Here is a 25,539-nt window from a genome sequence, read left to right as displayed (position 1 = left end):
CGACGCAGGCTCAGGCCTCCCGCACGACCTCCTCCGCGGCCTTGTCCGGGCGCCAGCCCCGCCACGACGGATGCCGCAACCGGCCATCCGAGGTCCACTCGAGATAGTCGACCTCCCCGACCAGGACAGGCCGCACCCAGTGCGCGTCCCTCACATCGGCCGCCGGCACCGCAGCGAACGGGCTCTCCGCCTGCGCGAGCCGGTCGAGCCGGCCACGCAGCACGACCAGGTCCCTGTCGCGGAAACCGGTGCCGACCCTCCCGACGTACTCGAGCCCCGCCTCGGACGGAATCCCGAGGAGCAGCGAACCGAGCGACCGCGACCGGTTGCCGTTCCCGGTGCGCCAGCCGCCGATCACGACCTCCTGAGCCCGGTGGTGCTTGATCTTGATCCAGGACCGCGACCGCCGCCCGCCCTCGTATCCGCCGTCGGCGTCCTTCGCGACGATGCCCTCGAGGCCGAGCTCGCGACTCACCCGCACGGCATCCTGCGCGTCGCCGGGCAGGTCAGGCGACAGCTGCACCGCCCCGTCGCCCGTGACGAGCGACTCGAGGATCGCCCGTCGCTCCGAGTACGGCGTGCGGCTGAGGTCGACCCCGTCGCGTTCGAGCACGTCGAACACGAGGTACTGCACCGGGGTGGCGGCGGCCGCGGCGGCCACCGTGCGGCGGGTCAGGTGCATCCGGCTCTGCAGCAGGCCGAAGTTCGGCCTGCCGGAACGGTCGAGTGCGACGATCTCCCCGTCGAGCACCGCGCTGGCCGTGTCGACAGCGGTCGGAACCGCCGCGAGGAGCTCGGGGTAGGCATCCGTCACCTCGTTGCCCGCCCGGGTGAAGAGCCGCACCGGCCGCTCGGTGCCCACCGTCGACAGGTAGGCGAGCGCGCGAATGCCGTCCCACTTCGGTTCGAAGGCCCACCGTATGTCCGTGACCAGGTCCGCGGCCGATCCGAGCGTCGCAAGCATGGGCGTGTACCGCCCGCGCGGGCTCGCATCCGGCCGCCCGCCCGGCGCGACTCCGCCGGTCCCGGTGCCGGGGGCTGTTCCGGGAATCCGTCCGGAGTCCGCACCGGTCTCCGGGACCGGGTGACCCGATGTCGTCGCGGTGTCCGGTTCGGCAGCGGCTGATTCAACAGCGGATGCGGCGGCCGGTGCCACCGCCCGCCGGACCCTGGCGCCGGCCTTCGGCTTCATCAGGTGGATGAGCCAGTTCTGGGCAGAGCGGTCGTGAGAACCCTGACCCTGCGCGTTCGTGCGGATGAGTGCGAACCTCCGAGTGCCCTCGAGGCCCCCGCCCGGCTCCCCGTGCAGGGTCGCGATGACCTCGTCCTCCCGCCATTTCTCGAGGTCGTAGCGGCCGCGATCCCAGATCGACACCGTGCCCGCCCCGTATTCCCCTGCCGGAATCTCACCCTCGAACCCGCCGTACTCGAGGGGATGGTCTTCGGTGCGCACGGCGAGGTGATTCTTCGCCGGATCCGTCGGCACCCCGCGCGGGAGCGCCCAGGAGGCGAGGACACCCTCGTGCTCGAGACGGAAGTCGTAGTGCAGGTTCCTGGCGTGGTGTTCCTGGATCACGAAGCCCTGCCGGTCGGGGCTCGCGGTCACGGCCCCGGTGCCTGCTTCCGGCACCGGCTCCGGGGTGCGCGCCGCCGAGCGTTTGCTGCGATACACGGCCAGCCGGTCCCCGGGGTCCGGCGCGGGGGCATCCGCCCCCGCATCGCGCGCCGCGTCCCGGGCCGGTTCGCGCGCCCCCGAACCGTGCGCTCCGAGCAGCGCGGCGAGCGGATCGCCGCCGTGTTCGACCCGGCTCAGCGCCTGCTTGTAGTCGAGCTGGGCGAGTCCGGGCTCGGCGAGCTCCCGCCAGGTGCGCGGCATCGCGACCATCGGCCGGAACGTGCCGCGCAGGGAATACGGCGTGATCGTGGTTTTCGCAGCGTTGTTCTGGCTCCAGTCCACGAGCACCTTGCCGCCCCTGATCGACTTCTTCATGTCGCTCACCACGAGGTCGGGGTGGTCGGCTTCGAGTGCTCTGGCGAGTTCGTGCGCAACCTGCGAGATCTCGTCGGAGGTATGGGTCAGGTCGAGCGCGGCATACAGGTGGATGCCCTTGCTCCCGCTCGTGACCGGGAGCGGGTCGAGTCCCATATCGCGCAGGATGGCGCGGGCGAGCCTGGCCACCTCTGCGCACTCCGGAAGGGTGACGCCCTCACCGGGGTCGAGGTCGAGCACGAGCCGGTCGGGGTTGCGCCGGCTGCCGTCCCGCCCGAACTGCCACTGCGGAACGTGGAGCTCGAGCGCCGACATCTGCCCGAGCCAGGTCAGGGTCGCGACGTCGTTCACGAGCGGGTACACGTTCGTGTGGTCGGTGTGCTCGATCGAGTGGCGCTGCACCCAGCTCGGCGCTGAGTCCTCGAGGTTCTTCTGGAAGAACATCTTCTCCGGCTTCTCCACCGTGCCGACCCCGTGCACCCAGCGCTTGCGGGTCGCCGCACGGTTCGCGGCGTGCGGCACGAGCACCTCGGCGATCGCGGCGTAGTACCCGAGGACATCCGCCTTTGTGGTGCCGGTCTCGGGGTAGAGCACCTTGTCGAGGTGCGTGAGAGTGATCCGGTGACCGTCGACGGACACGACCTGGCTCGTCGCCTCGTTCATCCGGCCTCCGTTCCGATCGATTCGCCCGGGTTCTCCCGATGCCGTTCCACCAGCATGCCCGCGCACTCCCCGTCCGGCTAGTACGGGCGGCGGATGCGGTGTCTACTGGTTCGCATGAGATCGATCTGGAAAGGCTCCATCACCTTCGGCCTCGTCAACGTGCCCGTCAAGGTCTACAGCGCGACAGAAGACCACGACACCGCGCTGCACCAGGTCCACGACGCCGACGGCGGACGCATCCGCTACCAGCGGCGGTGCTCCCGCTGCGGCCGGATCGTCGACTACGCCCACATCGACAAGGCGTACGACGACGGCGAGAACACGGTCGTGCTCACCGAGGAGGAGCTCCGCAGGCTGCCGGCGGAGAAGAGCAGGGAGATCGACGTCGTCGAGTTCGTGCCGAGCGAGCAGCTCGACCCGATGCTGTTCGAGAAGAGCTACTTCCTGGAACCGGACGGCGCATCGCCCAAGGCGTATGTCCTGCTCCGGCGCGCGCTCGAGGCGAGCGACCGCACCGCGATCGTGCGTTTCGCACTCCGCCAGAAGACCCGGCTCGGCGCGCTCCGGGTGCGCGGTGACGTGCTGCTCCTGCAGGCGCTGCTCTGGAGTGACGAGGTGCGGGAGGCCGACTTCCCCGCCCTGGCCGAATCCACGAAGATCTCGCGGCAGGAGCTCGAACTCTCGGCGGCGCTCGTCGAGTCCTTCGCCTCCGACTTCACCCCCCAGGACTACCGCGACGACTACCAGGACCAGCTCAGGGAGCTGATCGAAGCCAAACTCGCGGCCGGAGAGACCGTCGAGGCGGCCGAGGCAGGGGAGGCGGGGGAGGCCACAGGAGAGGAGTCCGGCGGCGGCGAGGTCCTCGACCTGATGGAGGCGCTCCGGCGCAGCGTCGAGCGCAGCCGGGGAGGAGGGAAGGGCGGCACCGCAGCGGAGGGCGACGACACGGCGCGGCCCGCGAAACGGCGCATTCCGTAGAGCGTCGGCGCATCGGTAGACTCGCACAATGGCAGGGGCGGAAGTACCCATCATCAGTTCCAGGGTTCTGACCCTGCCCAACCTGCTGAGCGCCCTCCGGCTTACCCTCGTCCCGGTCTTCCTCGTCCTGCTCGTCCGCGGCGCGGATGCCTGGGCCCTCCTCGTGCTCCTCGTCGCGAGCCTCACCGACTACCTCGACGGCGTGATCGCGCGGCGCTTCAACCAGATCACCCGGCTCGGCCAGCTCCTCGACCCCGCGGCCGACCGCCTCTACATCTTCGCGGCGCTCCTCGGCCTGGCCTGGCGCGACCTCGTGCCCTGGTGGATCGTCCTCATCGTGATCGGCAGGGACGTCTTCCTGCTCGGCCTCGGGATCGTCCTTGCGAGCCACGGCTACGGTCCGCTCCCGGTCAACCTGCTCGGCAAGGCCGCGACCTTCTGCCTCTTTTATGCGCTGCCGCTGATCATGCCCGGCCAGGCTTTCCCGATGCTCGGCTGGTGGTCCCTTCCGATCGGCTGGGCCTTCGGAATCTGGGGGCATTCCTGTATTGGTGGGCCGGAATCATCTACGCTTTCGAGACGGCCAGGGTGATTCGGATTCCGCGGGCCATACCGCCCATTCGATCGGATACGATTGGGGGGTAGGAGGTGTACCGGTGATTGATTCCAAAAAGCCAGATGAGAGCCAGCGTAAGGCCGCGCCCGAAGAATATTCCGGCACCGACACGACGATGACGTTCAGCCAGGGCTTCGCAGCCCAGCTCGCGGCCGTCGACAACGACGTGACGGCAGAAGAACAGGAAGCGATCTCGGCCCTTCCCTCCGGGTCGGCTCTCCTCGTCGTTCGCCGCGGTCCGAACTCGGGCGCCCGGTTCCTGCTCGATGCCGATGTGACGACCGTCGGTCGGCACCCGCACGCGGACATCTTCCTCGATGACGTGACCGTGTCCCGTCGGCACGCCGAGTTCCTCCGCCACGGAACCTCGTTCGAGGTCAAGGACCTCGTCTCCCTGAACGGCACCTATTTCGAGGGAGTGCGCATCGAAACCGCAGCGCTCCACGACAGGGATGAAGTCCAGGTCGGCAAGTTCCGGCTCACGTTCTACGCCTCGCGACTCGATCTGGCGCCACAGGCGAGCGAGTAGTGGCAGCGTCCTCCGCCCAGGCCAGGCAGCCGGGTGCGACGTCGCTGTTGAGCATCGGACAGGTGCTCGCTCGCCTGACCCCGGATTTTCCCGACCTCACCCCGTCGAAGCTGCGCTTCCTCGAGGAGCAGCGCCTCGTCTCTCCCGCGCGCACCGAATCCGGCTACCGCAAGTTCTGCGCGAGCGACCTCGACCGGCTCCGCCTGATCCTGTCGATGCAGCGCGACCTGTACCTTCCGCTCAAGGTCATCCGGGGCTACCTCGACGACCTCGACGCCGGCAACTCGCCGACGCTGCCCGGGGAGTGACTCCGGGTCCGTCGATGCTGTCGACCGAACGGCGCCTCAGCCGGGACGAGCTCATCCGCGAGGCCGGGGCATCCGCCGCCCTGCTGCACGACGCCGTGTCCGCCTCGATCATCCTTCCGGCGGAAGTGTACGGTGACGACGCTCTCGGAGTCCTGCGTGCCCTTGTCGAGCTCCAGCACAGCGGGATCGAACCGAGGCACCTGCGCGGCTTCCGCGGCGCGGCAGAACGGGAACTGGGGCTGATCGAGAGCGCCCTGGTGCCGCTGTCCCGACGCAGGGATGCGTCGAGCCGGGCGAAGGCCGCGGAAATGGCCGTCGAAATCGCCGGCAATTTCGAAGTCATCCGCGGCAGCCTGATCCGTTCGGCGCTCGGTCGCCTCACCAGTTAAGCTCGGCCGGATCGCCAGGAAGTCGTAGACTGCTGGAAGCGCCGCCGGACCGAATCCGATCCGGGCGAACCCCACCGATGGCAGTCGTACGACACGCCGACGCGTTCGGGCGGATGTCCGGGCCTGGGTCCAGTACCTCGGTAGCGTTGCATCTGCGGCCGCGCCGCACCCCATTCCGAGAGGCCATCGTATGAGCGAGCTCAGCAAGCGTGACGACGCCTCCCGCTACGGTGACGGACTCCTGTTCACAGACGGCATGCCGGACCTCGATGAGAATTCCGGGTACCGGGGCGCCGTCGCGGCCCGTGCCGCCGGCATCACCTACCGCCAGCTGGACTACTGGGCCCGTACCGAACTCGTCGAACCGACGGTGCGCGGTGCGACCGGCTCCGGCACGCAGCGGCTCTACGGCTTCCGCGACATTCTCGTCCTCAAGCTCGTCAAACGCCTCCTCGACACCGGCATCTCACTCCAGCAGATCCGCACGGCCGTCAACCAGCTCCGCGAGTCCGGGGTCAGCGACCTCGCCCAGACGACGCTCATGAGCGACGGCGCGAGCGTCTATCTCTGCACGTCCAACGACGAGGTCATCGATCTCGTCAGCCGCGGCCAGGGCGTCTTCGGAATCGCCGTCGGCAAGGTCCTGCGCGAGGTCGAGACGACCCTCGTCGAGCTCGACTCCCAGCCGTCCGACCCTTCCGACGAACTCGCCGTCCGCCGCCTCGCCCGCAAGGTCTCCTAACCCACCAGCAGGTCGAGCTCGCCATCAGGACTGGCTCGGTGGCAGGACTCGCTCGGTGGCAAGACGCGCTCGCTGGCAGGACTCGCTCGCCGCAAGGACACCCGCTTTCTCGCGGCCCCCGCGATCGAGGTGCGGAAAAGGCACCTTCGTCCCGCCTGGGAAGGTCTTTCGTCCGCAACCCAGCGCGGGAATGTGACCCGGTTTGGGGGCGGATCCGCCTAGCGCTGCTCCGCGTATTCGCCGATGCGTGCGGTGCGGAGGATACGGTCGAGCAGCTGGTCGAAGTAGCGGGCCATCTCCTGCGCGCTGTCGCCGGGCCAGGTGTGCAGCGGCTTCGCGGCGCCCTGCGCCTGCTGCAGCGACGTGCGCTCCGGCAGCTGGGGGCTGAGCACGAGCGGTCCGAACATGTCCCGCAGTTCCTTGATCCGGAACTGGTGCTCGAGGGACGCGATCCTGGCACGATTCACGATGATGCCGAGCGGCTGCAGCCGCGGGCTGAGTCCGCGGCGGATCTCCTCGATCGCGCGCAGTGCGCGGTCGGCGGCGGCGACGGAGAACAGCCCGGGCTCTGTGACGACGGCGACGCGGTCGCTCGCCGCCCACGCGGTCCGGGTCAGGGCGTTGAGGGAGGGCGCGCAGTCGATCAGCACCAGGTCGTAGTCCTTCTCGACCGTCGAGAGGGCTTCTTCGAGCTTCCAGATGTCGCGGATGCTCGGGTGCGGACCGTCGAAGTTGATGGCGGACGGGCTGCCGATCATGACGTCGATCGTGCCCTGCTGGCCGCGGGTCCAGCCGCTCGGCACGATGGCGGCACGGACGATCTTTTCCTTGGGGGATGCGAGGACGTCGGCGATGTTCAGGTGGCCGGCGACCTCGATGTCCATGCCGGTCGACACGTCCGATTGCGGGTCGATGTCGACGACCAGGGTCCGTACGCCGCGGGCGAAGGCAGCAGACGCCAGACCCAGGGTCACTGTGGTCTTGCCTACTCCTCCCTTGAGGGAGCTAACGCTTAGTACGTGCACAAGTAGATACGTTACCTTCACTAGTCTTAGAGAACCTAACCGCCAGCTGTGTGCCCGTCGCCTCCTGAAAGGTCTGTATGTTCACGAAGATTCTTGTTGCCAACCGCGGAGAAATCGCGATTCGCGCGTTTCGTGCAGCGTATGAACTCGGCGCGAAAACCGTCGCCGTTTATCCGTTCGAAGACCGGAATTCCCTCCATCGCCTGAAGGCGGACGAGGCGTACCAGATCGGCGAACCCGGGCACCCGGTCAGGGCATACCTGACCGTGAGCGAGATCATCCGGGTCGCCGTCGAGAGCGGCGCCGACGCCATTTACCCCGGCTACGGCTTCCTTTCCGAGAACCCCGAGCTCGCACTCGCCGCCCGCGAGGCCGGCATCACCTTCATCGGCCCCGGCGAGCACGTGCTCGAAATGGCCGGAAACAAGGTCACCGCCAAGGAGCACGCGATCGCTGCTGGCGTTCCCGTGCTCAAGTCGAGCGCGCCATCGAAGGACCTCGACGAGCTCATCGCCGCAGCTGCCGACATCGGCTTCCCGATCTTCGCCAAGGCCGTCGCCGGCGGCGGCGGCCGCGGCATGCGCCGCGTCGCGAGCATAGAGGACCTGCGCGGTTCCCTCGAGGAGGCCATGCGCGAGGCCAACAGCGCCTTCGGCGACTCGACCATGTTCCTCGAGCAGGCCGTGCTCCGCCCCCGGCACATCGAAGTGCAGATCCTCGCGGACTCGACCGGCGAAACCGTGCACCTCTTCGAGCGGGACTGCTCCGTGCAGCGTCGCCACCAGAAGGTCATCGAGATCGCGCCGGCCCCGAACCTCAGCGACGAGATCCGTACCCGTCTCTACGCGGATGCCGTGGCTTTCGCCCGCTCCATCGGTTACGTCAACGCGGGCACCGTCGAGTTCCTGCTCGACACCGTCGGGGAGCGCGCAGGCCAGCACGTCTTCATCGAGATGAACCCGCGGATCCAGGTCGAGCACACCGTGACGGAAGAGGTCACAGACGTCGACCTCGTCGTCGCCCAGATCCGCATCGCCGCGGGGGAGACCCTCGCCGAACTCGGGCTCCTCCAGGACCAGATCCACCTGCGCGGCGCCGCGCTCCAGTGCCGCATCACCACCGAGGACCCCACGATGGGGTTCCGGCCGGACACCGGGAAGATCACGACGTATCGCTCACCCGGCGGGGCAGGCATCCGCCTCGACGGTGGAACCATCAACCCGGGCGCGCAGATCAGCCCGCACTTCGACTCGATGCTCGCGAAGCTCACCTGCCGCGGTCGCGACTTCACCGCAGCCGTCACGCGCTCCAAGCGGGCACTCGCCGAGTTCCGCATCCGCGGCGTCTCCACGAACGTCGCCTTCCTCCAGGCCGTCCTGGAAGACCCGGGCTTCGCGGCCGGCGACCTCAGCACCTCCTTCATCGACGAACGGCCAGACCTGCTCCGCGCCCGCGTCTCGAAGGACCGTGGAACGAAGATCCTGAACTGGCTCGCCGACGTCACCGTCAACAAGCCGAACGGGGTCCCGATCACCCTGCTGAACCCGGCAGAGAAGCTTCCGAAGCTCGACCTCAGCGTCCCGGCCCCCGCGGGCTCCCGCCAGCGGCTGCAGCTGCTCGGCCCGGCCGGTTTCGCCGCGGAACTCCGCGCCCAGACCGCACTCGCCGTGACGGACACCACGTTCCGCGACGCCCACCAGTCGCTCCTGGCTACCCGCGTGCGCACGAGGGACCTCGTCGCCGTCGCGCCGTACGTCGCCCGGATGACGCCGGAGCTCCTCTCGATCGAGGCCTGGGGCGGCGCGACCTACGACGTCGCGCTCCGTTTCCTCGGCGAGGACCCGTGGGAACGGCTCGCCGCCCTGCGGGCCGCGCTCCCGAACATCAACGTGCAGATGCTGCTCCGCGGCCGGAACACGGTCGGATACACGCCGTACCCGACCGAGGTCACCGACGCCTTCGTGCGGGAAGCGTCCGACACGGGCGTCGACATCTTCCGGATCTTCGACGCCCTCAACGACGTCTCGCAGATGCGCCCGGCGATCGATGCCGTCCTCGGCACCGGAACGAGCATCGCCGAGGTCGCACTCTGCTACACGGGCGACCTGCTCGACCCCGCGGAGGACCTCTACACGCTCGACTACTACCTGCGCCTCGCGGAGCAGATCGTCGACACCGGCGCGCACATCATTGCGATCAAGGACATGGCCGGGCTGCTTCGCCCGGCGGCCGCGGAGAAGCTCGTCGGAGCGCTTCGCGAACGCTTCGCGCTCCCGGTGCACGTCCACACCCACGACACTCCCGGCGGCCAGCTCGCGACCCTGCTCGCCGCCGCGCGCGCGGGCGCCGACGCTGTCGACGTCGCGAGCGCACCGATGGCCGGCACCACGAGCCAGCCTTCTGCGTCCTCGCTCGTCGCCGCGCTCGCGCACACCGAACGCGACACCGGCATCTCGCTCAAGGCCGTCTGCGACCTCGAACCGTACTGGGAAGACGTGCGCCGCGTCTACCACCCCTTCGAATCGGGACTCCGGGCCCCGACCGGGCGGGTCTACAGCCACGAGATCCCCGGTGGCCAGCTCTCCAACCTCCGCACCCAGGCCGTCGCACTCGGCCTCGCCGACGACTTCGAGCTCATCGAGGACATGTACGCCGCCGCGAACCAGATCCTCGGCCGCGTTCCCAAGGTCACGCCCTCGTCCAAAGTCGTCGGCGACCTCGCCCTCTACCTCGCCGCCGTCCGCGCCGATCCGGAGGACTTCGCCGCGAACCCGGGCAACTACGACGTGCCAGACTCGGTGATCGGCTTCATGGCCGGCGAACTGGGCGACCTGCCCGGCGGCTGGCCGGAGCCCTTCCGCAGCAAGGTGCTCGCCGGTCGCAGCATCCACATCGGCGTCACCGAGCTGACAGCACCCGAGCGCGAGGCGCTCGACGGCGACAGCCTGACCCGTCGCTCGATGCTCAACCAGCTGCTCTTCCCCGGACCGACCCGCCAGTTCGAGCAGATCCGCGAGCTGTTCGGCGACCTCTCCGTCGTCGACACCGTCGACTACCTCAACGGGCTGCAGCAGGGTATCGAACACTCGGTCGAGATCGACAAGGGCGTTCGCCTCTACGTCGGACTCGAGGCGATCGGCGAGGCGGACGACAAGGGCATGCGCACCGTCATGACCACGCTCAACGGCCAGCTGCGCCCCGTGTTCGTGCGCGACCGCGGCATCACCGTGAGCACCAAGGCCGCCGAGAAAGCGGATGCGAACCGGCCGGGCCAGGTCGCGGCTCCCTTCTCCGGGGTGGTCACCCTGCAGGTCGAGGAAGGCGCGATCGTCGAGGCCGGCCAGACCGTCGCATCCATCGAAGCCATGAAAATGGAGGCGGCCATCACCTCCCCGATCGCCGGTGTCGTCGAGCGGGTGGCGATCCCGAAGACGCAGCAGGTGGACGCCGGCGACCTCCTCGTGGTGGTGCGCCCGCGCTAGGCTGAAGGTCGATCGGCCGTCGCCCACCGTGGCGCCGGCCGGCCGGGGGCCCAGGCCGGGCCGATATTTTCACGACGAAGGGACGGACTGTGGTGCCGGAAAAGCGCACGGATACCGGAATCTCTTCGACGGGCGGCGGAGACGCGCAGCCCGGTGACGAGTACAACAGCGAGCTGCCGCCGCACACGATCGACAACCTCGCCGCTGCGCTGCCGGCAGGGCTCGCAGCCGCACCCCTCGCGTCGCCGGCGCTCGGGAGTACCGGCCCCGCAGGCGGGGGCGATGCTGGCCGCCCCGCGACGCACACCATCGAGATCAACACCGGGCCGGGCATCCGGGTCCCGGCCGGCGACCGCGTGACCCGGAACGACCGCGCCGACCGGGGTGAGCGCCTCGGCGCCGCCGCAGCAGGGGCCGTGCAGTCCCTCTCCGGCCCTGCGCAGACCGGTCCGGCGGATGCCGCGGCGCAGTCCCGCAGGGAGCGCCTGCGCCCCGATGGCGGCACCGTCCCGGAATCGGCGGCCATGCTCACGTCGGAACGCCTGCTCGCGGTCAATCGCCGCACCCAGCCGCCGCCCCACGGAGGCTGGAACGCCTTCGTCTACGCCGCGACGCTGCACCTCGTCAACCTCGGCGACTCGGCGAAGGTCCGCGCCCACAAGGACATGGACGCCCTGATCCGCAAGGAGTTCGACGGCGGCACCCGGTTCGTGCCGATCCTCACCCGCAAGGGCGGTGTCGGCAAGACCACGGTCACGGCCCTGCTCGGCATGGCCCTCGCCGACGCACGCGAAGACCGCATCATCGCCGTCGACGCCAACCCCGACCGAGGCACCCTCTCCGAACGGGTCAGCAAGCAGACGAGGTCGACCGTGCGCGACGTCGTCACGAAGGCCGCGTCCATCGGTGGCTTCACCGACTTCTCCACCCTCGTGTCCCGCGACGCGACCCGGCTCGACATCCTCGCCTCCGACACAGACCCGCTCCTGTCCGAAGCCTTCGACGAGGACGACTACAACGTCGTGGCCGACCTCGCGGCCCGGTACTACTCGATCATGCTCACCGATTGCGGCACCGGGATCGTGCACTCCGTGATGCGGGCGACCCTGCAGCGTGCTGACTCGATCGTGGTCGTCTCCGGAGGCAGCGTCGACGAAGCCAGGCTCGCCTCTGAGACCCTGACCTGGCTCGACGCCAACGGCTACGGCGACCTCGTCCGCAACTCGATCGTCGCGCTCAACACCGCGACCCAGGGCACCAACCTCGTGAAACTCGAGGAGATCGAGTCGCACTTCCGGTCGAGGGTCCGCGAGATCGTGCGCATCCCCTACGACCCGCAACTGGCGGCGGGGAGCGTGATCTCGTGGGAGGACCTGAAACCGATCACCCGGCTTGCCGCCCGCACCCTTGCTGCTCTCGTGGTCGAGGGCCTTCCCGCCCACCGCGGCGCGTGAAGCGCACCCGGTCAACCGACGTGCCCGTACCAACTGACTTGGAGTATTCCTGTGCCTGAGCGCCAGATCCGTCTCTTCGGAGATCCCGTTTTGAAGACCGTGTCCGCGCCGATCGAGATCATCGACGACAGGGTCACCCGGCTCGTCGTCGATCTCCTCGACAGCGTGCGCCTGCCCGGCCGCGCCGGCGTCGCCGCTGCCCAGATCGGCGTCAACCTGCGCGCGTTCAGTTACAACGTCGATGGCGTGATCGGGTACATCCTGAACCCCGTCGTCGTCGAGGTATCCGGCGAGCCCGCCCTCGTCGAAGAGGGCTGCCTGTCCGTTCCCGGCCTGTGGTACCCCACCAAGCGGTACCCGTTCGCGAGGGTCACCGGAACCGACCTCGCCGGCGAGCCCGTCGAACTCGCCGGCGACGGGCTGATGGCCCAGGCCCTGCAGCACGAGACCGACCACCTCGACGGTTTCCTCTACATCGACAAGCTCGACAAGGAGAACCGCCGGGCGGCCATGAAGGAGATCCGCGAGTCGGACTGGTTCTGACCGACGGTCAGCGCACGACCGGGTTCTGCTCGGTGACGACGGGCACGCCCTGGTACATGCCCTCGATGGTCGCGGAGAAGTCCCGCATGATCACGTCGCGCTTGATGCTGAGCTTCGGCGTGAGATAGCCGTTGTCCTCGGTGAGCTCGACGGTGAGGATCACGAACTTGCGGATCGACTCCGCACGCGACACGTGGGAGTTGGCGTGGTCGATGGCACGCTGCACCTCGGCGAGCACCGCAGGATTGACGGCCGCCTCGGCAAGTGACATCGAGGCATCCTCGCCGTTGTTGTGGAGCCAGACCGCGAGCATGTCGGGGTCGAGTGTGACGAGCGCAGCGATGAAGGGCTTGCGGTCCCCGACGACGATGACCTGGCCGACGAGGGGGTTGGAGCGGATCGGGTCCTCGAGCGCGGCAGGGGCGACGTTCTTGCCGCCCGCCGTGACGATGATCTCCTTCTTGCGTGCCGTGATGGTGACGAAGCCGTCCGCGTCGAAGTCGCCGATGTCGCCCGTGCGGAACCAGCCGTCGTCGAAGGCGGCCTGGGTCGCCTCCGGGTTGTGCCAGTACTCCTTGAAGACGTTGACGCCCTTCACCTCGATCTCGCCGTCGTCCATGATGCGGATCGAGACGCCGGGGATGGGAGGGCCGACGGTACCGACCTTGAACTGGTCTGTGCGGCCGACCGTCGCAGGGGCCGTGGTCTCGGTGAGCCCGTAGCCCTCGAGGATCTTGATGCCGAGGCTGTGGTAGAAGTGGCCGAGGAACTCGCCGAGGGGAGCGGAGCCGGAGACGGCGTAGCGCACCTTCCCGCCCATGGCCGTGCGGAGCTTGCTGTAGACGAGACGGTCGAAGATCGCGAACCGGATCTTCATCGAGAGGCTCACCGGGGTTCCCTCGGCGAGTGCCTTGGAGTGCTTGACGGCGAGGTGCGCGGCCGCCTCGAAGATCTTGCCGCGACCGGCGGCCTCTGCCTTCTGCTCCGCCGAGTTGTAGACCTTCTCGAACACCCGCGGAACCGCGAGAAGGAACGTCGGCTTGAAGGTCGCGAGCGCAGGCAGCAACTGCCGGGTGTCCGGCTGGTGTCCGACCCGCACGTTCCCGTGCACGCACAGTACGGCGATGAACCGGGCGAAGACGTGCGCGGTCGTAATGAACAGCAGGGTGGATGCGCCGTCCTCGTGGGTGAGGACGTCCGAGAGGGCGACGCCCGCGTTCCGGGAGGTCTCGACGAAGTTGGAGTGCGTGAGCACGCACCCCTTCGGCCGTCCCGTGGTCCCTGCGGTGTAGATCAGGGTCGCGATGTCGGCGCCGGTCGCGAGGTGGCGGCGGCGCTCGATCTCGGCATCCGGAACGTTGACACCTCCGGCGGCGATCTTCGCGAGGTCGCCGAGGTCGATCTGCCAGACGGTTCCGATGTTCGGGAGGTCGGGGTGCACCTCGTCGAACTTGGCGAAGTGGTCGGCGGTCTCGAGGATCACGGCGGCGGCGCCGGAGTCGCCGAGGATCCACTGCATCTGGGTGGGAGAGCTGGTCTCGTAGACCGGGACCAGGACGGCGCCGGCGTACCAGGTCGCGAAGTCGATCAGGGTCCACTCATAGCGGGTCTTGCACATCAGGCCGATTTTGTCGCCGGGTTCGATGCCTGCTGCGACGAGCCCCTTGGCGAGGCCAACGACCTGACGGTGGAATTCGGATGTGGTCACGGGAGCCCAGCCGGCACCGCGGGGAACCGAGAAAAGCACGGAATCCGGGGTCGCGGCGAGGCGAGCTGCGAGGAGGTCGGTGATGTTCGCCCCTGGATCGGCAGGGACGACTGCGGGCATATCGAACTGTTTCACGGCAACTCCTCTGGTACCGGGCGGATGTGCACACTCTAGCCGGGCGGAATGCGGAGCAGTCGTTTCGACTCGCAGCGCCGCGGCTCAGTACACTCTAGAGGGACGCCTCAGCATAAGTGTGTGCTGAGCTGGGCGGATGCCCGAGACTATCTACGAAAGAGGCCGGCTGTGCACGCCATTGGAATCGACATCGGCGGCACGAAGATAGCTGGAGCCCTGGTCGACGAGTTCGGCACCATTCTCCGTTCCGAGCGCACGCCCACAACGGCGGGGGACCCGCGCGCCATCGAAGACGCCGTTGTCGAGATGATCCAGAAACTCGCCGTCGGAGAGGACGTCATCGCGGCCGGCGTGGCAGCTGCCGGCTTCATCGACTCCGCGCAGTCCACGGTGTACTACGCCCCCAACATCAACTGGCGCAACGAACCGCTCCGGGCGACCCTCGAAGAGCGGCTCAACCTCACCATCCTGATCGAGAACGACGCGAACGCGGCCGGTTGGGCCGAATTCTGCTTCGGCGCGGGCCAGGTCTACAGCGACATGGTCACGCTGACCATCGGCACCGGTGTCGGCGGCGCGATCGTTTCCAACGACCGCCTGTTCCGCGGCGGCTTCGGCTGCGGCGCCGAGCTCGGCCACGTGCGCATCGTCCCAGACGGCCTGCCGTGCGGCTGCGGAGCCCAGGGCTGCATCGAGCAGTACGGCTCCGGCAGGGCCCTGCTCCGCATCGCCAACTCCCTTGCGGATGCCGGCGGTATCGGCCTCGGCCTCGCATCCGCCCGTGACCGCAAGGGCAAGCTCAGCGGCAAGGACGTCGGCCGCCTGATCCAGGACGGCGACCCGGGGGCACTCGCGGCCCTCCGCCAGCTCGGCGACGCGCTCGGCCAGGCCTGCGCCTCGCTCGCGGCCGTGCTCGACCCGCAGATCTTCGTCTTCGGCGGGGAGTCGCCGACGCCGGCGAGCTGCTCCTCGAACCGATTCGCACCGCGTACCTCGAAAACCTTCCGGCACGGGGCTACCATCCCGAAGCAGAATTCGCGATTGCCCAACTCGTCAACGATGCCGGAGTTGTCGGCGCTGCAGACCTGGCGCGGAAGCACGTCTTCCCGATCTAGGCTGTGCCCGACCCAAGAAGAGAGCGACCGATGTTCTACTGGATCATGAAAAACATTGTCGTCGGACCCCTTCTACTGGGGCTCTTCCGGCCGTGGGTGGTGGGCCTCGAGAACATTCCCAGGACCGGGGGAGTCATCCTCGCGAGCAATCACCTCTCGTTCATCGACTCGGTGTTCCTGCCGCTCGTGGTGCCGCGCCGGGTGATCTTCCTCGCCAAGAGCGAATACTTCACCGGAACCGGGCTCAAGGGCTGGGCGACGAAGCAGTTCTTCAAGGCGACCGGTCAGCTCCCCATCGACCGCTCGGGCGGCAAGGCCTCCGAGGACTCGCTCAACACGGGCCTGCGGGTCCTCTCCGGCGGCGGCGTGCTCGGCATCTACCCGGAGGGCACCCGCAGCCCCGACGCGAAGATGTACCGCGGCCGCACCGGGGTGGCCCGGATGCTCCTCGAGGCCGGGGTGCCCGTCGTTCCCGTTGCGATGATCGACACCGAGAAGGCCATGCCGACCGGCACGAGGATCCCGAAGATCCGCCGGATCGGGATCGTGATCGGAAAACCCCTCGACTTCAGCCGCTTCGAGGGGCTGGAGGGGGACAGGTTCGTGCTCCGCAGCGTGACCGACGAGCTGATGTACGAGCTCCAGGCGCTCAGCAAGCAGGAGTACGTCGACGTGTACGCCACGAGCGTGAAAGAAAAGCGCGCCAGTCTTTCGCGATAAGATCGCGTATCCCTTCCCGGCTCTTCCAGCCAGTCCCCTGGCGCGCACTCCGCGCGCCAACCAAGAGAAAACAGAGATAGTCCTGTGGTAGACACTACCGAACCCGTCGTTGTGGCCGATGAAGCTGTGATCGCCGGTCTGGACTATTGGCGCACTCTTCCCATCAAGCAGCAGCCGACGTGGCCGGACGCAGGCGCCGTCGCAGCGGCATCCGCCGAACTGTCGACGCAGCCGCCCCTGGTCTTCGCCGGCGAGGTCGACATCCTGCGCGACCGGCTCGCCCAGGCCGCCGCAGGGCACGCCTTCCTGCTCCAGGGCGGCGACTGCGCGGAGACCTTCAGCGGTGCGACCGCTGAGCAGATCCGCAACCGGGTCAAGACCGTGCTGCAGATGGCCGTCGTGCTCACCTACGGCGCCTCGATGCCCGTGATCAAGATGGGCCGGATGGCCGGCCAGTTCGCGAAGCCGCGCTCGAGTGACTTCGAGACCCGCGGCGGCGTCACCCTGCCTGCCTACCGCGGCGACATCGTCAACGGCTACGACTTCACCCCCGAATCCCGCGAGGCAGACCCTGCCCGACTGGTCAAGGGGTACCACACGGCCGCGTCGACGCTCAACCTGATCCGTGCGTTCACCCAGGGTGGTTTCGCCGACCTGCGCCAGGTGCACAGCTGGAACCAGGGCTTCGCCGCGAACCCCGCGAACCAGCGCTACGAGAAGGTGGCCAAGGAGATCGACCGGGCCATCAAGTTCATGATCGCGTGCGGTGCTGACTTCGAGGCGATGCGTCGCACCGAGTTCTACACGAGCCACGAGGGCCTGCTGATGGACTACGAGCGCCCGATGACGCGGATCGACTCCCGCACCGGAACCCCGTACAACACCTCAGCGCACTTCATCTGGATCGGTGAGCGCACCCGCGACCTCGACGGCGCCCACGTCGACTTCCTGTCCCGGGTGCGGAACCCGATCGGGGTCAAGCTCGGCCCGAGCACCTCGGCAGACGACATGCTGCGCCTCGTCGACAAGCTCGACCCGAACCGCGAGCCCGGCCGCCTCACCTTCATCACCCGGATGGGAGCAGGCAAGGTGCGCGACGCGCTCCCGCCGCTCCTCGAGGCGATCAAGGCGAGCGAGGCCAAGCCGCTCTGGATCACGGACCCGATGCACGGCAACGGCGTGACCACGCCGACCGGGTACAAGACGCGTCGTTTCGACGACGTCGTCGACGAGGTCCGCGGCTTCTTCGAGGCCCACCGCGCGGTCGGAACCCACCCGGGCGGCGTGCACGTCGAGCTCACCGGCGACGACGTCACCGAGTGCCTCGGCGGCTCGGAGCACATCGACGAGGCCGACCTCGCGACCCGCTACGAATCGCTCTGCGACCCGCGGCTCAACCACATGCAGTCCCTCGAGCTCGCCTTCCTCGTCGCCGAGGAGCTCGCAGCCCGCTGACCCGCAGGCATCCCGCCAGAGTGCCGCCGTACCCGCCGAGATCACCCGGCAGGGCGGCGGCACTCGGCGCATCCGGCGCCTCTTGCCTCCTGGAGCGGATGCCGCCAGCGCGAGACATAGACGCGCCGGCCTGTGCCGGGAGCACGTACTGCGCCGCTCAACAAGGAATGGTGGCCCAGTACCACCGAAATGCTCCGCGTTCTAGAAGATCGTCGTCCCGGTCATCGTGATCGTGCTGCCCTTGGGCACCGAAGTTCCGGCCTTGGGATCGGTCGACTTCACGGTGGCGCCGCCGACTCCAAGCGCGTCCGCCAGCGGTCCATACTGGAGCCTGAAGCCGAGTGCCTCTAGGGCTGCCTTTCCATCGACCCAGGGCATGCCGATGACGTTGGGCACTACCACCGGCGCAGGCCCATCGGACGTTGTGAGCACGTAGGTGTCGCCGACACGCACGGGCCCGTCGTTCTGGGGTGCCGCCCTGATCACGTCGCCCTTGTCGATTGTCTCGCTATGCTCCGAGCCGCCGGTCGTCGCCTTCAGTCCCTTGTCGTGCAGGAGCGACGTCGCGGTGTCGACCGACTTGCCCGAGACGTTCGGCACCGAGCCGAGCGAGGCGACGAGGTTGACCTTCATGCCTTCGAAGTACGGGCCGCCCTGGGAGACCTCGGTGCCATCGCTCTCCCGGGTCGCCGACATGACGATGCCGGCGGCGACCTCGCCGGAGAAGACCTGGTCCACCGTGCCGATCGCGGCGTTCAGCCCCGTGACAGCGGAGGACGCGGCATCCGTGGTGAGGCCGGCGAGCGGGGGAAGCGTGATCGGCTGCGGCCCCTGCGAGACGTAGAGCGTGACCGCGTTGCCCTTCTTCACGTGGCCGCCTTCGCCGGGGTCGGTGCTCGCGACCAGTCCTGCCGCAATGGTTCCGCTGTATTGCTGCGCGAGAGCGGACTGGAGTCCGAGTTCGGCGAGCTGGGCGGCGGCGGCGTCCGGGGCGACGGAGACGAGTGACGGCACCTCGACCTGTGACCCGGGGCCGCTGCCGAAGTACCAGCCGGTGCCCGTGCCGAGGCCGGCGAGCAGGAGAACGAGCGCGAAGAGCCAGTACCCGCGTACCTTGCGGCGTCGGGTCTTCGTGCTGAGGAGTTCCGCGTCCTTCGGCGGCTTCACGACGGGCGCGGGCAGCACGGTCGTCGCACCGGGGGCCTGCGCCTGCGCCGCGGCGCCGAAGATCATGGTGTCGGCATCGGCCTGGGCGGCCGCCGCACCGCTCGGCATCAGCAGGGTCTGCTGCACTCCGGTTTCGCCGTCGAAGGGGCGCATCTGCTTCTCGACGTCGAGGAGCTGGTCGAGCATGACCTTCGCGTCCCGGGGGCGCTGCTCGGGGTCCCTGGCGGTCGCCCAGCTCACGAGCTCGTCGAGTTCGTGCGGGACGGTCATGACGCGCAGGCTCGGCATCGGCACCGTGTCATTGGCGTGCTGGTATGCGATCTGCATCGGAGCCTCGCCGACGTACGGCTGTTCGCCGGTGAGCATCTCGTAGGTCATGATCCCGAGGGCGTAGATGTCGCTGCGCGCATCGGCGATACCGCGCGTGACGAGCTCGGGGGAGAGGTAGGCGATCGTGCCGAGCAGCGCCTGCCCGGTTGCGGTGTTGTTGTTCGCGGCGCGGGCGAGCCCGAAGTCGCCGATCTTGATCCGCCCGTCATCGGCGAGCAGCACGTTCTCGGGTTTCAGGTCGCGGTGCACGATGCCGGCCTTGTGCGCTGCGGCGAGGCCGGACAGCACCGCCTCGAGGATGTCGATGGTCTGTTCGCTCGTGAGGCGCCCGTAGTCCTTGAGCAGGTCGCGCAGCGTGATGCCCGGCAGGTACTCCATCACGAGGTACGCCATGTCGGCGTCCTGGCCCTGGTCGTAGACGTTGACGACGTTCGGGTGGGCGAGGCGCGCAGCCGAACGGGCCTCCTGGACGAACCGCGCCTTGAAGGCATTGTCGTCGGCAAGGTGGCCGTGCATCACCTTGAGCGCCACCCGGCGCTCGAGGCGCAGGTCGGTGGCGAGGTAAACGGTCGCCATTCCGCCCCGGGCGATGCGAGAGCGCACCTGATATCGGCCGTCTATCAGACGGCCGATCATCGGATCGGCAGGACTATCGCTCACCAGTCGAGTCTAGGGAGAAGCGGGCAGATCCGCTGCTGGACACTCGCACGGCACGGCTGATCAGCCGAGTTCGGAGAGCCAAAAACGGGCAGAGGTCTCCCACTTCGCGTAGTAGTCGGGGAAGGCGGAGAGCTGCACGGCCTGCGCCGCCTGGGTGACGGAGAGTCCGTCCCAGCCGGGAATGTCGAGCAGCCCCCTGGTGACCCCGGGGTTGGGGTTCCCGGCGCCGCCGAAGAACGCCTGGCTCGCCCGGACCGGGTCCATCACCTGGTCCGGCGACCCCCACCCCTTGCCTGGGCGCTGCTGGAAGAGTCCGAGTGAGTCCCGGTCGCCGTAGTGGACGTTCCGCAGTCCCGATTCCTGGGCGGCGGCGACGAGGGCGATGACGAGGCCCTGGTCGTTCACGCCGGCCGCACGGCCGGTCGCCACGATGATCCGGGCGTTGGCGCGCATTTCGTCGGAGAGCGGCGTGACCTGGCCGAGGACGGCAGTGGGAGCCGGCCCGGGTTCGGGCGCCTGCAACGGGGTGACGGACGCCGTGGCGACCGATTCCGCCGCGGGCGCGGGGATCGAGAGCTGCTGGCCGGGGTAGATGATGCTCGACCAGCCGAGGTTGTTCGCCTGCAGGATCGCGCGGATGGACACTCCGGCGGCTGCCGCGATCGTCGAGACGGTTTCTCCCGTTGCGATCGTGTGACTCGCGCCGGGCGCGGCGGTCGTCGCGCTGACGAGCGCAACAGCCGGGGCCGCTGCTGCCGGGGCCGAACCGGTGGGAATGACGAGGGCCTGGCCCGGAAAGATGATACTCGCCCTGTCGAGGCCGTTGGCGCTCAGCACGGCCGCGACCGCGATGCCGTGCGCGGCCGCTATCCCGCTGATGGTGTCGCCCGTCACGATCGTGTAGCGCGTGAGTTCACTGGCAACCGGCGTGGGGGCAGGGGCCGCTGCCGGGGCGGCACCCTCGGCGAGGGTGAGTTGCTGGCCGGGGAAGATCTTCGTCGACCAGCTCAGCCCGTTGCTCGCGAGGACGGCAGCGGTCGAGAGCCCGAACCTGCTCGCGATGCCGCTCACGGTGTCGCCGGCGACGACCGTGTACTGGTTCGGTGCAGCCTCGGCCTGCACGCGTTGCGCAGGGGCGCTGGTCCCAGCGGATGCCGGCAGCTGCGCCGGGTTCTTGAGCGGCTTCCGGCTCAGGGAGGCTGCCTCGGCGGGCGACGCAAGATTGAGACCGATGGCGACCGTGCACGCCACGGCGAGCGGCAGGGCCGCGAACATGCCGAGCGCGCGGGAACGGATGGCCGAGGACTTGCGGGGCCTGGCGGGGACGAGCTCGCCACTGGCCGGCGGTCGAACGATCCTGTTGGATTGTGCTGACATGACGCTCCATTCAGATTGGTCTGACACTCAGATGCTGTCGAGCCGAAAACCGCCGCCCGAGCTTGAGACTGGCTACAACCTTCACCGTGTCCACGAGCGTTAACTTGTCCACGACCTTCAACGTTTTCACACATGACTGCCGGAGTCAATCGGTATGACCCCCATCCGGGCCGCACGGAGCGCGCACCGGGGCATTCGGTGTTTGAAGTGGCCCGGGAATCATGGGAGGCTTGGAGGGTGACCGATTCGTTTTCAGATCAACCCTGGCTGACCATCCCCGACCTCGTTTCCCTGCTCGGGACCAGTCAAAGCCGGGTTCGCCAACTCATCGATGACAAGCAGCTCCTCGCGATCCGCCGGAACGGTGTGATCTCGGTGCCGGCCGCATTCGTCAAGGACGGTTCCCCGCTCCCTGAACTCCGCGGCACCCTGATCGTGCTCGCCGATGACGGCTTCACCGACGAGCAGGCCATGCAGTGGCTGCTCGAGGTCGACGACAGCCTCGGTGTCCCGCCGATCCAGGCACTTCTCGCCGGTCGTAAGGCCGAGGTCCGCCGCGTCGCCCAGGCGCTCGCCTAGCCACAGGTTCGACCCCGGGCCCAGTTCACACGGCGAGCCCCTTCACACGGCGAGCCCCTTCACACGGCGAGCCCCTTCACACGGCGAGCCCCTTCACACGGCGAGCCCCTTCACAGGGCGAACCCCTCGGCTCGCCCCGCTCCCGGGTCGCCCCGGTCTCAGAACGACCGGCGCGTCACGGTTTCGGCGAGCCTCTCGAGCTGGTCCCGCATGTCGGGGGCGATCGGAGAGGCGTGGAGCGCGCCGCGCGCATCCGCGACCTGGTCCGTGATGAGCGTCTCGACGCTCTCGACGGCTCCGCTGGCCCTGATGAGTTCCTGCAGCGACAGGATCTGGGCCGCGTCGAGCCCCGGGTCTCCGAGGAGTCCGTCGAGGTACTCCCGCGCGGCCGGTTCGAGCGCGCGCCTGGCGAGTGCGATGAGCACGGTGCGCTTGCCCTCCCGCAGGTCGTCACCGCTCGGTTTGCCCGTCACGGCCGCGTCGCCGAACACTCCGAGAAGGTCGTCCCGGAGCTGGTATGCGATGCCGAGCGGAAGCCCGAAGGCGCGCAACGCGTCGAGGTGGGCCGTGTCGGCGCCCGCGAGTGCCGCCCCGATGACGAGGGGAGCCTGGACGCTGTACTTCGCGGACTTGAAGACGATGACCCGCATGGCGCGTTCGAGCAACTCCTCCTCCTGCTGCACGAGCCAGGCCCTTTCCTCGAGGATGTCGAGGTACTGACCGGCTGTCACCTCCGTGCGCATCTGGTTGAATTCGTGGCGACCGAGCCTGGCCGCCACAGGATCTGCGGAGGCCTGGAGGCCCTCGTCGAGGAGCTCGTCGCTCCACCCGAGGAGCAGGTCCCCGAGAAGGATGGCGGAGGCCCGGCCGAACTCGACAGGAGCGCCGGCCCAGCCGCCCGTGGCATGCAGGGATTCGAAGAGTTTATGGGCGGACGCCGAACCCCTGCGGGTGTCCGAATTGTCGATGATGTCGTCGTGGACGAGGGCGGCGGCATGGAAGATTTCGAGGGCGGCGGCCGCCGCGATGACCGGCGCGGAATCGAGCGCGTCCGAACCGGGGACGCTCTGCCAGCCCTGGTGGCAGAACTGGGCCCGGAAGCGCTTACCACCGCTGAGAAACTGCCGTGAGAAGTTCACCAGCGCGCTAAGATCCGGGCTGACAGTAGTCACAATTAGTTGACGGGTTTTCAGGAATTCGTCGATGCGAGTTTGAACCAGATCGACCAGTTGATTGCTTTCAGCCACCCGCCTAGCCTAGCTATCGCGGCGGGGCTAGAATTGGGATTCACCGGTGATCCTACAGAGGAGGAATAAGATGCCGCTTTCGGAACAAGAGCAGCGACTCCTTGAAGAGATGGAGCGCGGGCTCTACCACAACGACTCCGACTTCGTCGCGACCGTTGGCGGTTCATCGCTTCGCCCGAACTACCGCTCGATCGCCCTCGGCGTTCTCGCGGTCGTCGCCGGTATCGGGGGACTGATCGCCGGAGTCGCAGTGCAGCAGCTGTGGCTCGGAATCCTCGGCTTCGTCGTCATGTTCGCAGGGGTATTGCTCGCCACGTCACCGGGCAAGGCCGCCCGCAGGCTGTCGTCCTCCGGCTTCTCATCCTCCGGCACGTCACCGTCCGGGACGAGCGGGTCACGCCCGTCGGGTTCCGGCAAGTCCGGCCGCGGGTTCATGGACCGTCTCAATGACCGTTGGGATCGACGCCAGGACGGCAACTAGCCCTTCGGCTCCCATCCTCCACAGCACGACCGAAACGTCACAAAAGCAGGGCCGATCACAGATCGGCCCTTTTTTGTGCCCAAAATCGACTCTCGACCCCGCTCGCCCTTGGATTTCCCTCCACCCTTGGCTTAGCCTGTTCATCTGGTATTTTTCTAGAAATTTACTCGTTGATCGTGGCATTTCCCGTTTTCGTGGTCCAAAGTGGAGTAAAGTGGAGTAACACCTGAACTTGGCCGGAAGAGAAGGGGTGATGAATGTTCCTCGGGACCTATGCCCCCAAGCTCGACGACAAGGGACGCGTCATCCTCCCCGCGAAGTTCCGTGAGCAGTTGTCCACCGGCATCGTGATGACCCGCGGCCAGGAGCACTGCCTCTACGTCTTCACGACCCGGGCGTTCGAGGAACTGCACGAAAAGATCAAGCAGGCCCCGATCACGAGCAAGCAGGGCCGTGACTTCCTCCGGGTCTTCACCTCCGGAGCCAGTGCGGAAACTCCCGACAGCCAGAACCGCGTCACCATCCCCGCCAACCTCCGCAGCTATGCCGGCCTCGACCGCGAACTCACGGTGATCGGTGCGGGCGACCGTGTCGAGATCTGGGACACCGAGGCCTGGGACCTGTACCTCGCCGAACAGGAAACCTCGTTCGCCAACACCACGGAGGAGGTGATTCCGGGACTCTTCTAGAACCTGGCGCCTGACTCCCAGCCGTACGCCCTGACACACTTCCCCGGTGCCAGGACTGCCGGATGGGGATCAGGATCCAGGAACTACTCCCCGGGACCATGAACATCGACGAAATCCATACCCCCGTACTGCTCGAACGCTGTGTCGAGCTCCTCGCGCCGGCCCTGAACCAGCCCGGCGCCGTGCTCGTCGACGCGACCCTCGGCATGGCCGGGCACTCCGAGGCCTTCCTGACCCGCTTCCCAGGACTCACCCTCGTCGGCCTCGACCGTGACCGCGAGGCGCTCTCGATCGCCGAGGAGCGCCTCAAGCCGTTCCGCGACCGGATCCACCTCGTGCACACCGTCTACGACGGCATCCAGGACGCCCTCGACTCCCTCGGCATCGAAGAGGTCCAGGGCGTGTTCTTCGACCTCGGAGTCTCCTCGCTCCAGCTCGACCGGGTCGAACGCGGCTTCTCGTACTCCAAGGACGCTCCGCTCGACATGCGGATGGACAACACGAGCGACCTGACGGCGGAGCACATCCTCGCGACGTACAGCGAGTCCGAACTGCGCCGGATCTTCCACGAGTACGGCGAAGAGAAACTCGCGGCACGCTACGCCAAGGCCATCGTCGAGGCTCGGTCCACCGCCCCTCTCGTCCGCTCTGCCGAGCTCGTCGCGATCCTCACGAAGGTCACCCCCGTCGTCGTCCAGCGCACCGGACACCCGGCGAAGCGGGTCTTCCAGGCCCTGCGCATCGAGGTCAACCAGGAACTCTCCGTTCTCGAACGCGCGATCCCCGCCGCCCTCGACGCCGTCGCCGTGCACGGCCGGATCGTCGTGGAGGCCTACCAGTCGCTCGAGGACCGGATCGTCAAGAAGGCGCTCGCCCGGGCATCCACCTCGAGCGCCCCCGCCGGCCTGCCCATCGAGCTGCCGGAACACAAGCCACTGTTCACACAGTTGATCCGGGGCGCCGAACTCGCCTCGGAAGAAGAAAAGGCGAGAAACCCCCGTGCGACGTCGGTCAGACTTCGCGCCGCCGAGCGACTGAGGAGAGCCGGATGAGCGACAATCTCGCACGCGTGCTGCGACCGAACTGGGAAAGTGCCCCCGGCACGACACCCCCGACCAGAAACCGCTGGACGCTCCGGCAGGCCAGCCAGGCTCGCG

19 protein-coding genes and 2 pseudogenes are annotated in these 25,539 nt (G+C 68.1%); 15 read left to right on the top strand and 6 right to left on the bottom strand.

Features of this window, described 5'->3' with window-relative positions; genetic code table 11:
* Positions 1–10: 10 nt before the first annotated feature.
* Positions 11–2,653: an ATP-dependent DNA ligase gene (locus RGU41_RS08010; protein ID WP_322135949.1), complete on the bottom strand. Its 2,643-nt coding sequence runs from the start codon at positions 2,651–2,653 to the stop codon at positions 11–13.
* Positions 2,654–2,767: 114 nt separating this feature from the next.
* Here RGU41_RS08010 and RGU41_RS08005 point away from each other — a divergent pair, with 114 nt between their 5' ends.
* The 5 genes and pseudogenes from RGU41_RS08005 (at position 2,768) to RGU41_RS07985 (ending at position 6,215) form a co-directional block, all read left to right on the top strand.
* Positions 2,768–3,631 carry a Ku protein gene (locus RGU41_RS08005; protein ID WP_134446116.1) on the top strand — a complete coding sequence of 288 codons (864 nt, stop codon included), beginning with the start codon at positions 2,768–2,770 and terminating at the stop codon, positions 3,629–3,631.
* Positions 3,632–3,659: 28 nt separating this feature from the next.
* Positions 3,660–4,223: a CDP-alcohol phosphatidyltransferase family protein gene (locus RGU41_RS08000; RefSeq protein WP_322135948.1), complete on the top strand. Its 564-nt coding sequence runs from the start codon at positions 3,660–3,662 to the stop codon at positions 4,221–4,223.
* A 139-nt stretch (positions 4,224–4,362) separates the two neighbouring features.
* A complete protein-coding gene (locus RGU41_RS07995) occupies positions 4,363–4,776 on the top strand; it encodes an FHA domain-containing protein (protein ID WP_134446136.1) in 414 nt (137 codons plus the stop codon).
* Positions 4,776–5,473, top strand: a pseudogene (locus tag RGU41_RS07990) (MerR family transcriptional regulator). The gene RGU41_RS07995 and the pseudogene RGU41_RS07990 overlap by 1 nt, the downstream one beginning before the upstream one ends.
* Before the next feature lie 190 nt (positions 5,474–5,663).
* The gene (locus RGU41_RS07985; protein ID WP_134446113.1) at positions 5,664–6,215 is read left to right on the top strand and encodes a MerR family transcriptional regulator; all 552 of its coding nucleotides are present in this window, start codon (positions 5,664–5,666) and stop codon (positions 6,213–6,215) included.
* 218 nt (positions 6,216–6,433) lie between these two features.
* On the opposite strand, the gene RGU41_RS07980 is transcribed toward RGU41_RS07985, so the two are convergent.
* Positions 6,434–7,240: a ParA family protein gene (locus RGU41_RS07980; RefSeq protein WP_134446112.1), complete on the bottom strand. Its 807-nt coding sequence runs from the start codon at positions 7,238–7,240 to the stop codon at positions 6,434–6,436.
* Between the two features lie 77 nt (positions 7,241–7,317).
* On the opposite strand from RGU41_RS07980, the gene RGU41_RS07975 reads away from it, so the two are divergent.
* The 3 genes from RGU41_RS07975 (at position 7,318) to def (ending at position 12,719) form a co-directional block, all read left to right on the top strand.
* Positions 7,318–10,722 (top strand): pyruvate carboxylase, encoded by a 3,405-nt coding sequence (locus RGU41_RS07975; RefSeq protein WP_322135947.1) that lies wholly within the window; start codon positions 7,318–7,320, stop codon positions 10,720–10,722.
* Positions 10,723–10,811: 89 nt separating this feature from the next.
* On the top strand, positions 10,812–12,176 hold the full coding sequence (locus RGU41_RS07970; RefSeq protein WP_322135946.1) for a MinD/ParA family protein: 1,365 nt from the start codon (positions 10,812–10,814) through the stop codon (positions 12,174–12,176).
* A gap of 51 nt (positions 12,177–12,227) precedes the next feature.
* Positions 12,228–12,719 (top strand): peptide deformylase, encoded by a 492-nt coding sequence (gene def / locus RGU41_RS07965; RefSeq protein ID WP_134446110.1) that lies wholly within the window; start codon positions 12,228–12,230, stop codon positions 12,717–12,719.
* Positions 12,720–12,726: 7 nt separating this feature from the next.
* On the opposite strand, the gene RGU41_RS07960 is transcribed toward def, so the two are convergent.
* The gene (locus RGU41_RS07960; RefSeq protein WP_322135945.1) at positions 12,727–14,562 is read right to left on the bottom strand and encodes an AMP-dependent synthetase/ligase; all 1,836 of its coding nucleotides are present in this window, start codon (positions 14,560–14,562) and stop codon (positions 12,727–12,729) included.
* Positions 14,563–14,730: 168 nt separating this feature from the next.
* On the opposite strand from RGU41_RS07960, the pseudogene RGU41_RS07955 reads away from it, so the two are divergent.
* The 3 genes and pseudogenes from RGU41_RS07955 (at position 14,731) to RGU41_RS07945 (ending at position 17,852) form a co-directional block, all read left to right on the top strand.
* Positions 14,731–15,677 (top strand): annotated as a pseudogene (locus RGU41_RS07955) (ROK family glucokinase).
* Positions 15,678–15,707: 30 nt separating this feature from the next.
* Positions 15,708–16,397 (top strand): lysophospholipid acyltransferase family protein, encoded by a 690-nt coding sequence (locus tag RGU41_RS07950; protein WP_134558345.1) that lies wholly within the window; start codon positions 15,708–15,710, stop codon positions 16,395–16,397.
* 84 nt (positions 16,398–16,481) lie between these two features.
* Positions 16,482–17,852, top strand: coding sequence for a class II 3-deoxy-7-phosphoheptulonate synthase (locus RGU41_RS07945; RefSeq protein ID WP_370295004.1), 1,371 nt, complete (start codon positions 16,482–16,484; stop codon positions 17,850–17,852).
* A gap of 201 nt (positions 17,853–18,053) precedes the next feature.
* On the opposite strand, the gene pknB is transcribed toward RGU41_RS07945, so the two are convergent.
* Both pknB and RGU41_RS07935 read right to left on the bottom strand, forming a co-directional pair.
* Complete coding sequence (gene pknB, locus RGU41_RS07940) at positions 18,054–20,009, bottom strand: Stk1 family PASTA domain-containing Ser/Thr kinase (protein ID WP_322135944.1); 1,956 nt, start codon at positions 20,007–20,009, stop codon at positions 18,054–18,056.
* Positions 20,010–20,069: 60 nt separating this feature from the next.
* Positions 20,070–21,386: a muramidase family protein gene (locus tag RGU41_RS07935; protein WP_322135943.1), complete on the bottom strand. Its 1,317-nt coding sequence runs from the start codon at positions 21,384–21,386 to the stop codon at positions 20,070–20,072.
* A gap of 237 nt (positions 21,387–21,623) precedes the next feature.
* On the opposite strand from RGU41_RS07935, the gene RGU41_RS07930 reads away from it, so the two are divergent.
* Positions 21,624–21,965 (top strand): Rv2175c family DNA-binding protein, encoded by a 342-nt coding sequence (locus tag RGU41_RS07930; RefSeq protein ID WP_134446104.1) that lies wholly within the window; start codon positions 21,624–21,626, stop codon positions 21,963–21,965.
* 158 nt (positions 21,966–22,123) lie between these two features.
* Here RGU41_RS07930 and RGU41_RS07925 read toward each other — a convergent pair whose 3' ends face one another.
* Positions 22,124–23,212 (bottom strand): polyprenyl synthetase family protein, encoded by a 1,089-nt coding sequence (locus RGU41_RS07925; protein WP_134446103.1) that lies wholly within the window; start codon positions 23,210–23,212, stop codon positions 22,124–22,126.
* A 70-nt stretch (positions 23,213–23,282) separates the two neighbouring features.
* On the opposite strand from RGU41_RS07925, the gene RGU41_RS07920 reads away from it, so the two are divergent.
* The 3 genes from RGU41_RS07920 (at position 23,283) to rsmH (ending at position 25,434) form a co-directional block, all read left to right on the top strand.
* Positions 23,283–23,693 (top strand): DUF3040 domain-containing protein, encoded by a 411-nt coding sequence (locus RGU41_RS07920; RefSeq protein ID WP_134446102.1) that lies wholly within the window; start codon positions 23,283–23,285, stop codon positions 23,691–23,693.
* A gap of 257 nt (positions 23,694–23,950) precedes the next feature.
* Positions 23,951–24,382 carry a division/cell wall cluster transcriptional repressor MraZ gene (mraZ, locus tag RGU41_RS07915; protein WP_134446101.1) on the top strand — a complete coding sequence of 144 codons (432 nt, stop codon included), beginning with the start codon at positions 23,951–23,953 and terminating at the stop codon, positions 24,380–24,382.
* A 98-nt stretch (positions 24,383–24,480) separates the two neighbouring features.
* On the top strand, positions 24,481–25,434 hold the full coding sequence (gene rsmH, locus RGU41_RS07910; protein WP_322137317.1) for a 16S rRNA (cytosine(1402)-N(4))-methyltransferase RsmH: 954 nt from the start codon (positions 24,481–24,483) through the stop codon (positions 25,432–25,434).
* Positions 25,435–25,539: the final 105 nt, after the last annotated feature.

Origin of the sequence: Cryobacterium sp. 10C3 (assembly GCF_034314285.1) — a bacterium.
GTDB classification, from domain to species: Bacteria; Actinomycetota; Actinomycetes; order Actinomycetales; family Microbacteriaceae; genus Cryobacterium; species Cryobacterium glucosi.
Note: the sequence above shows the minus strand (reverse complement) of the source record. Positions and strands in the feature narration are given on the sequence as shown.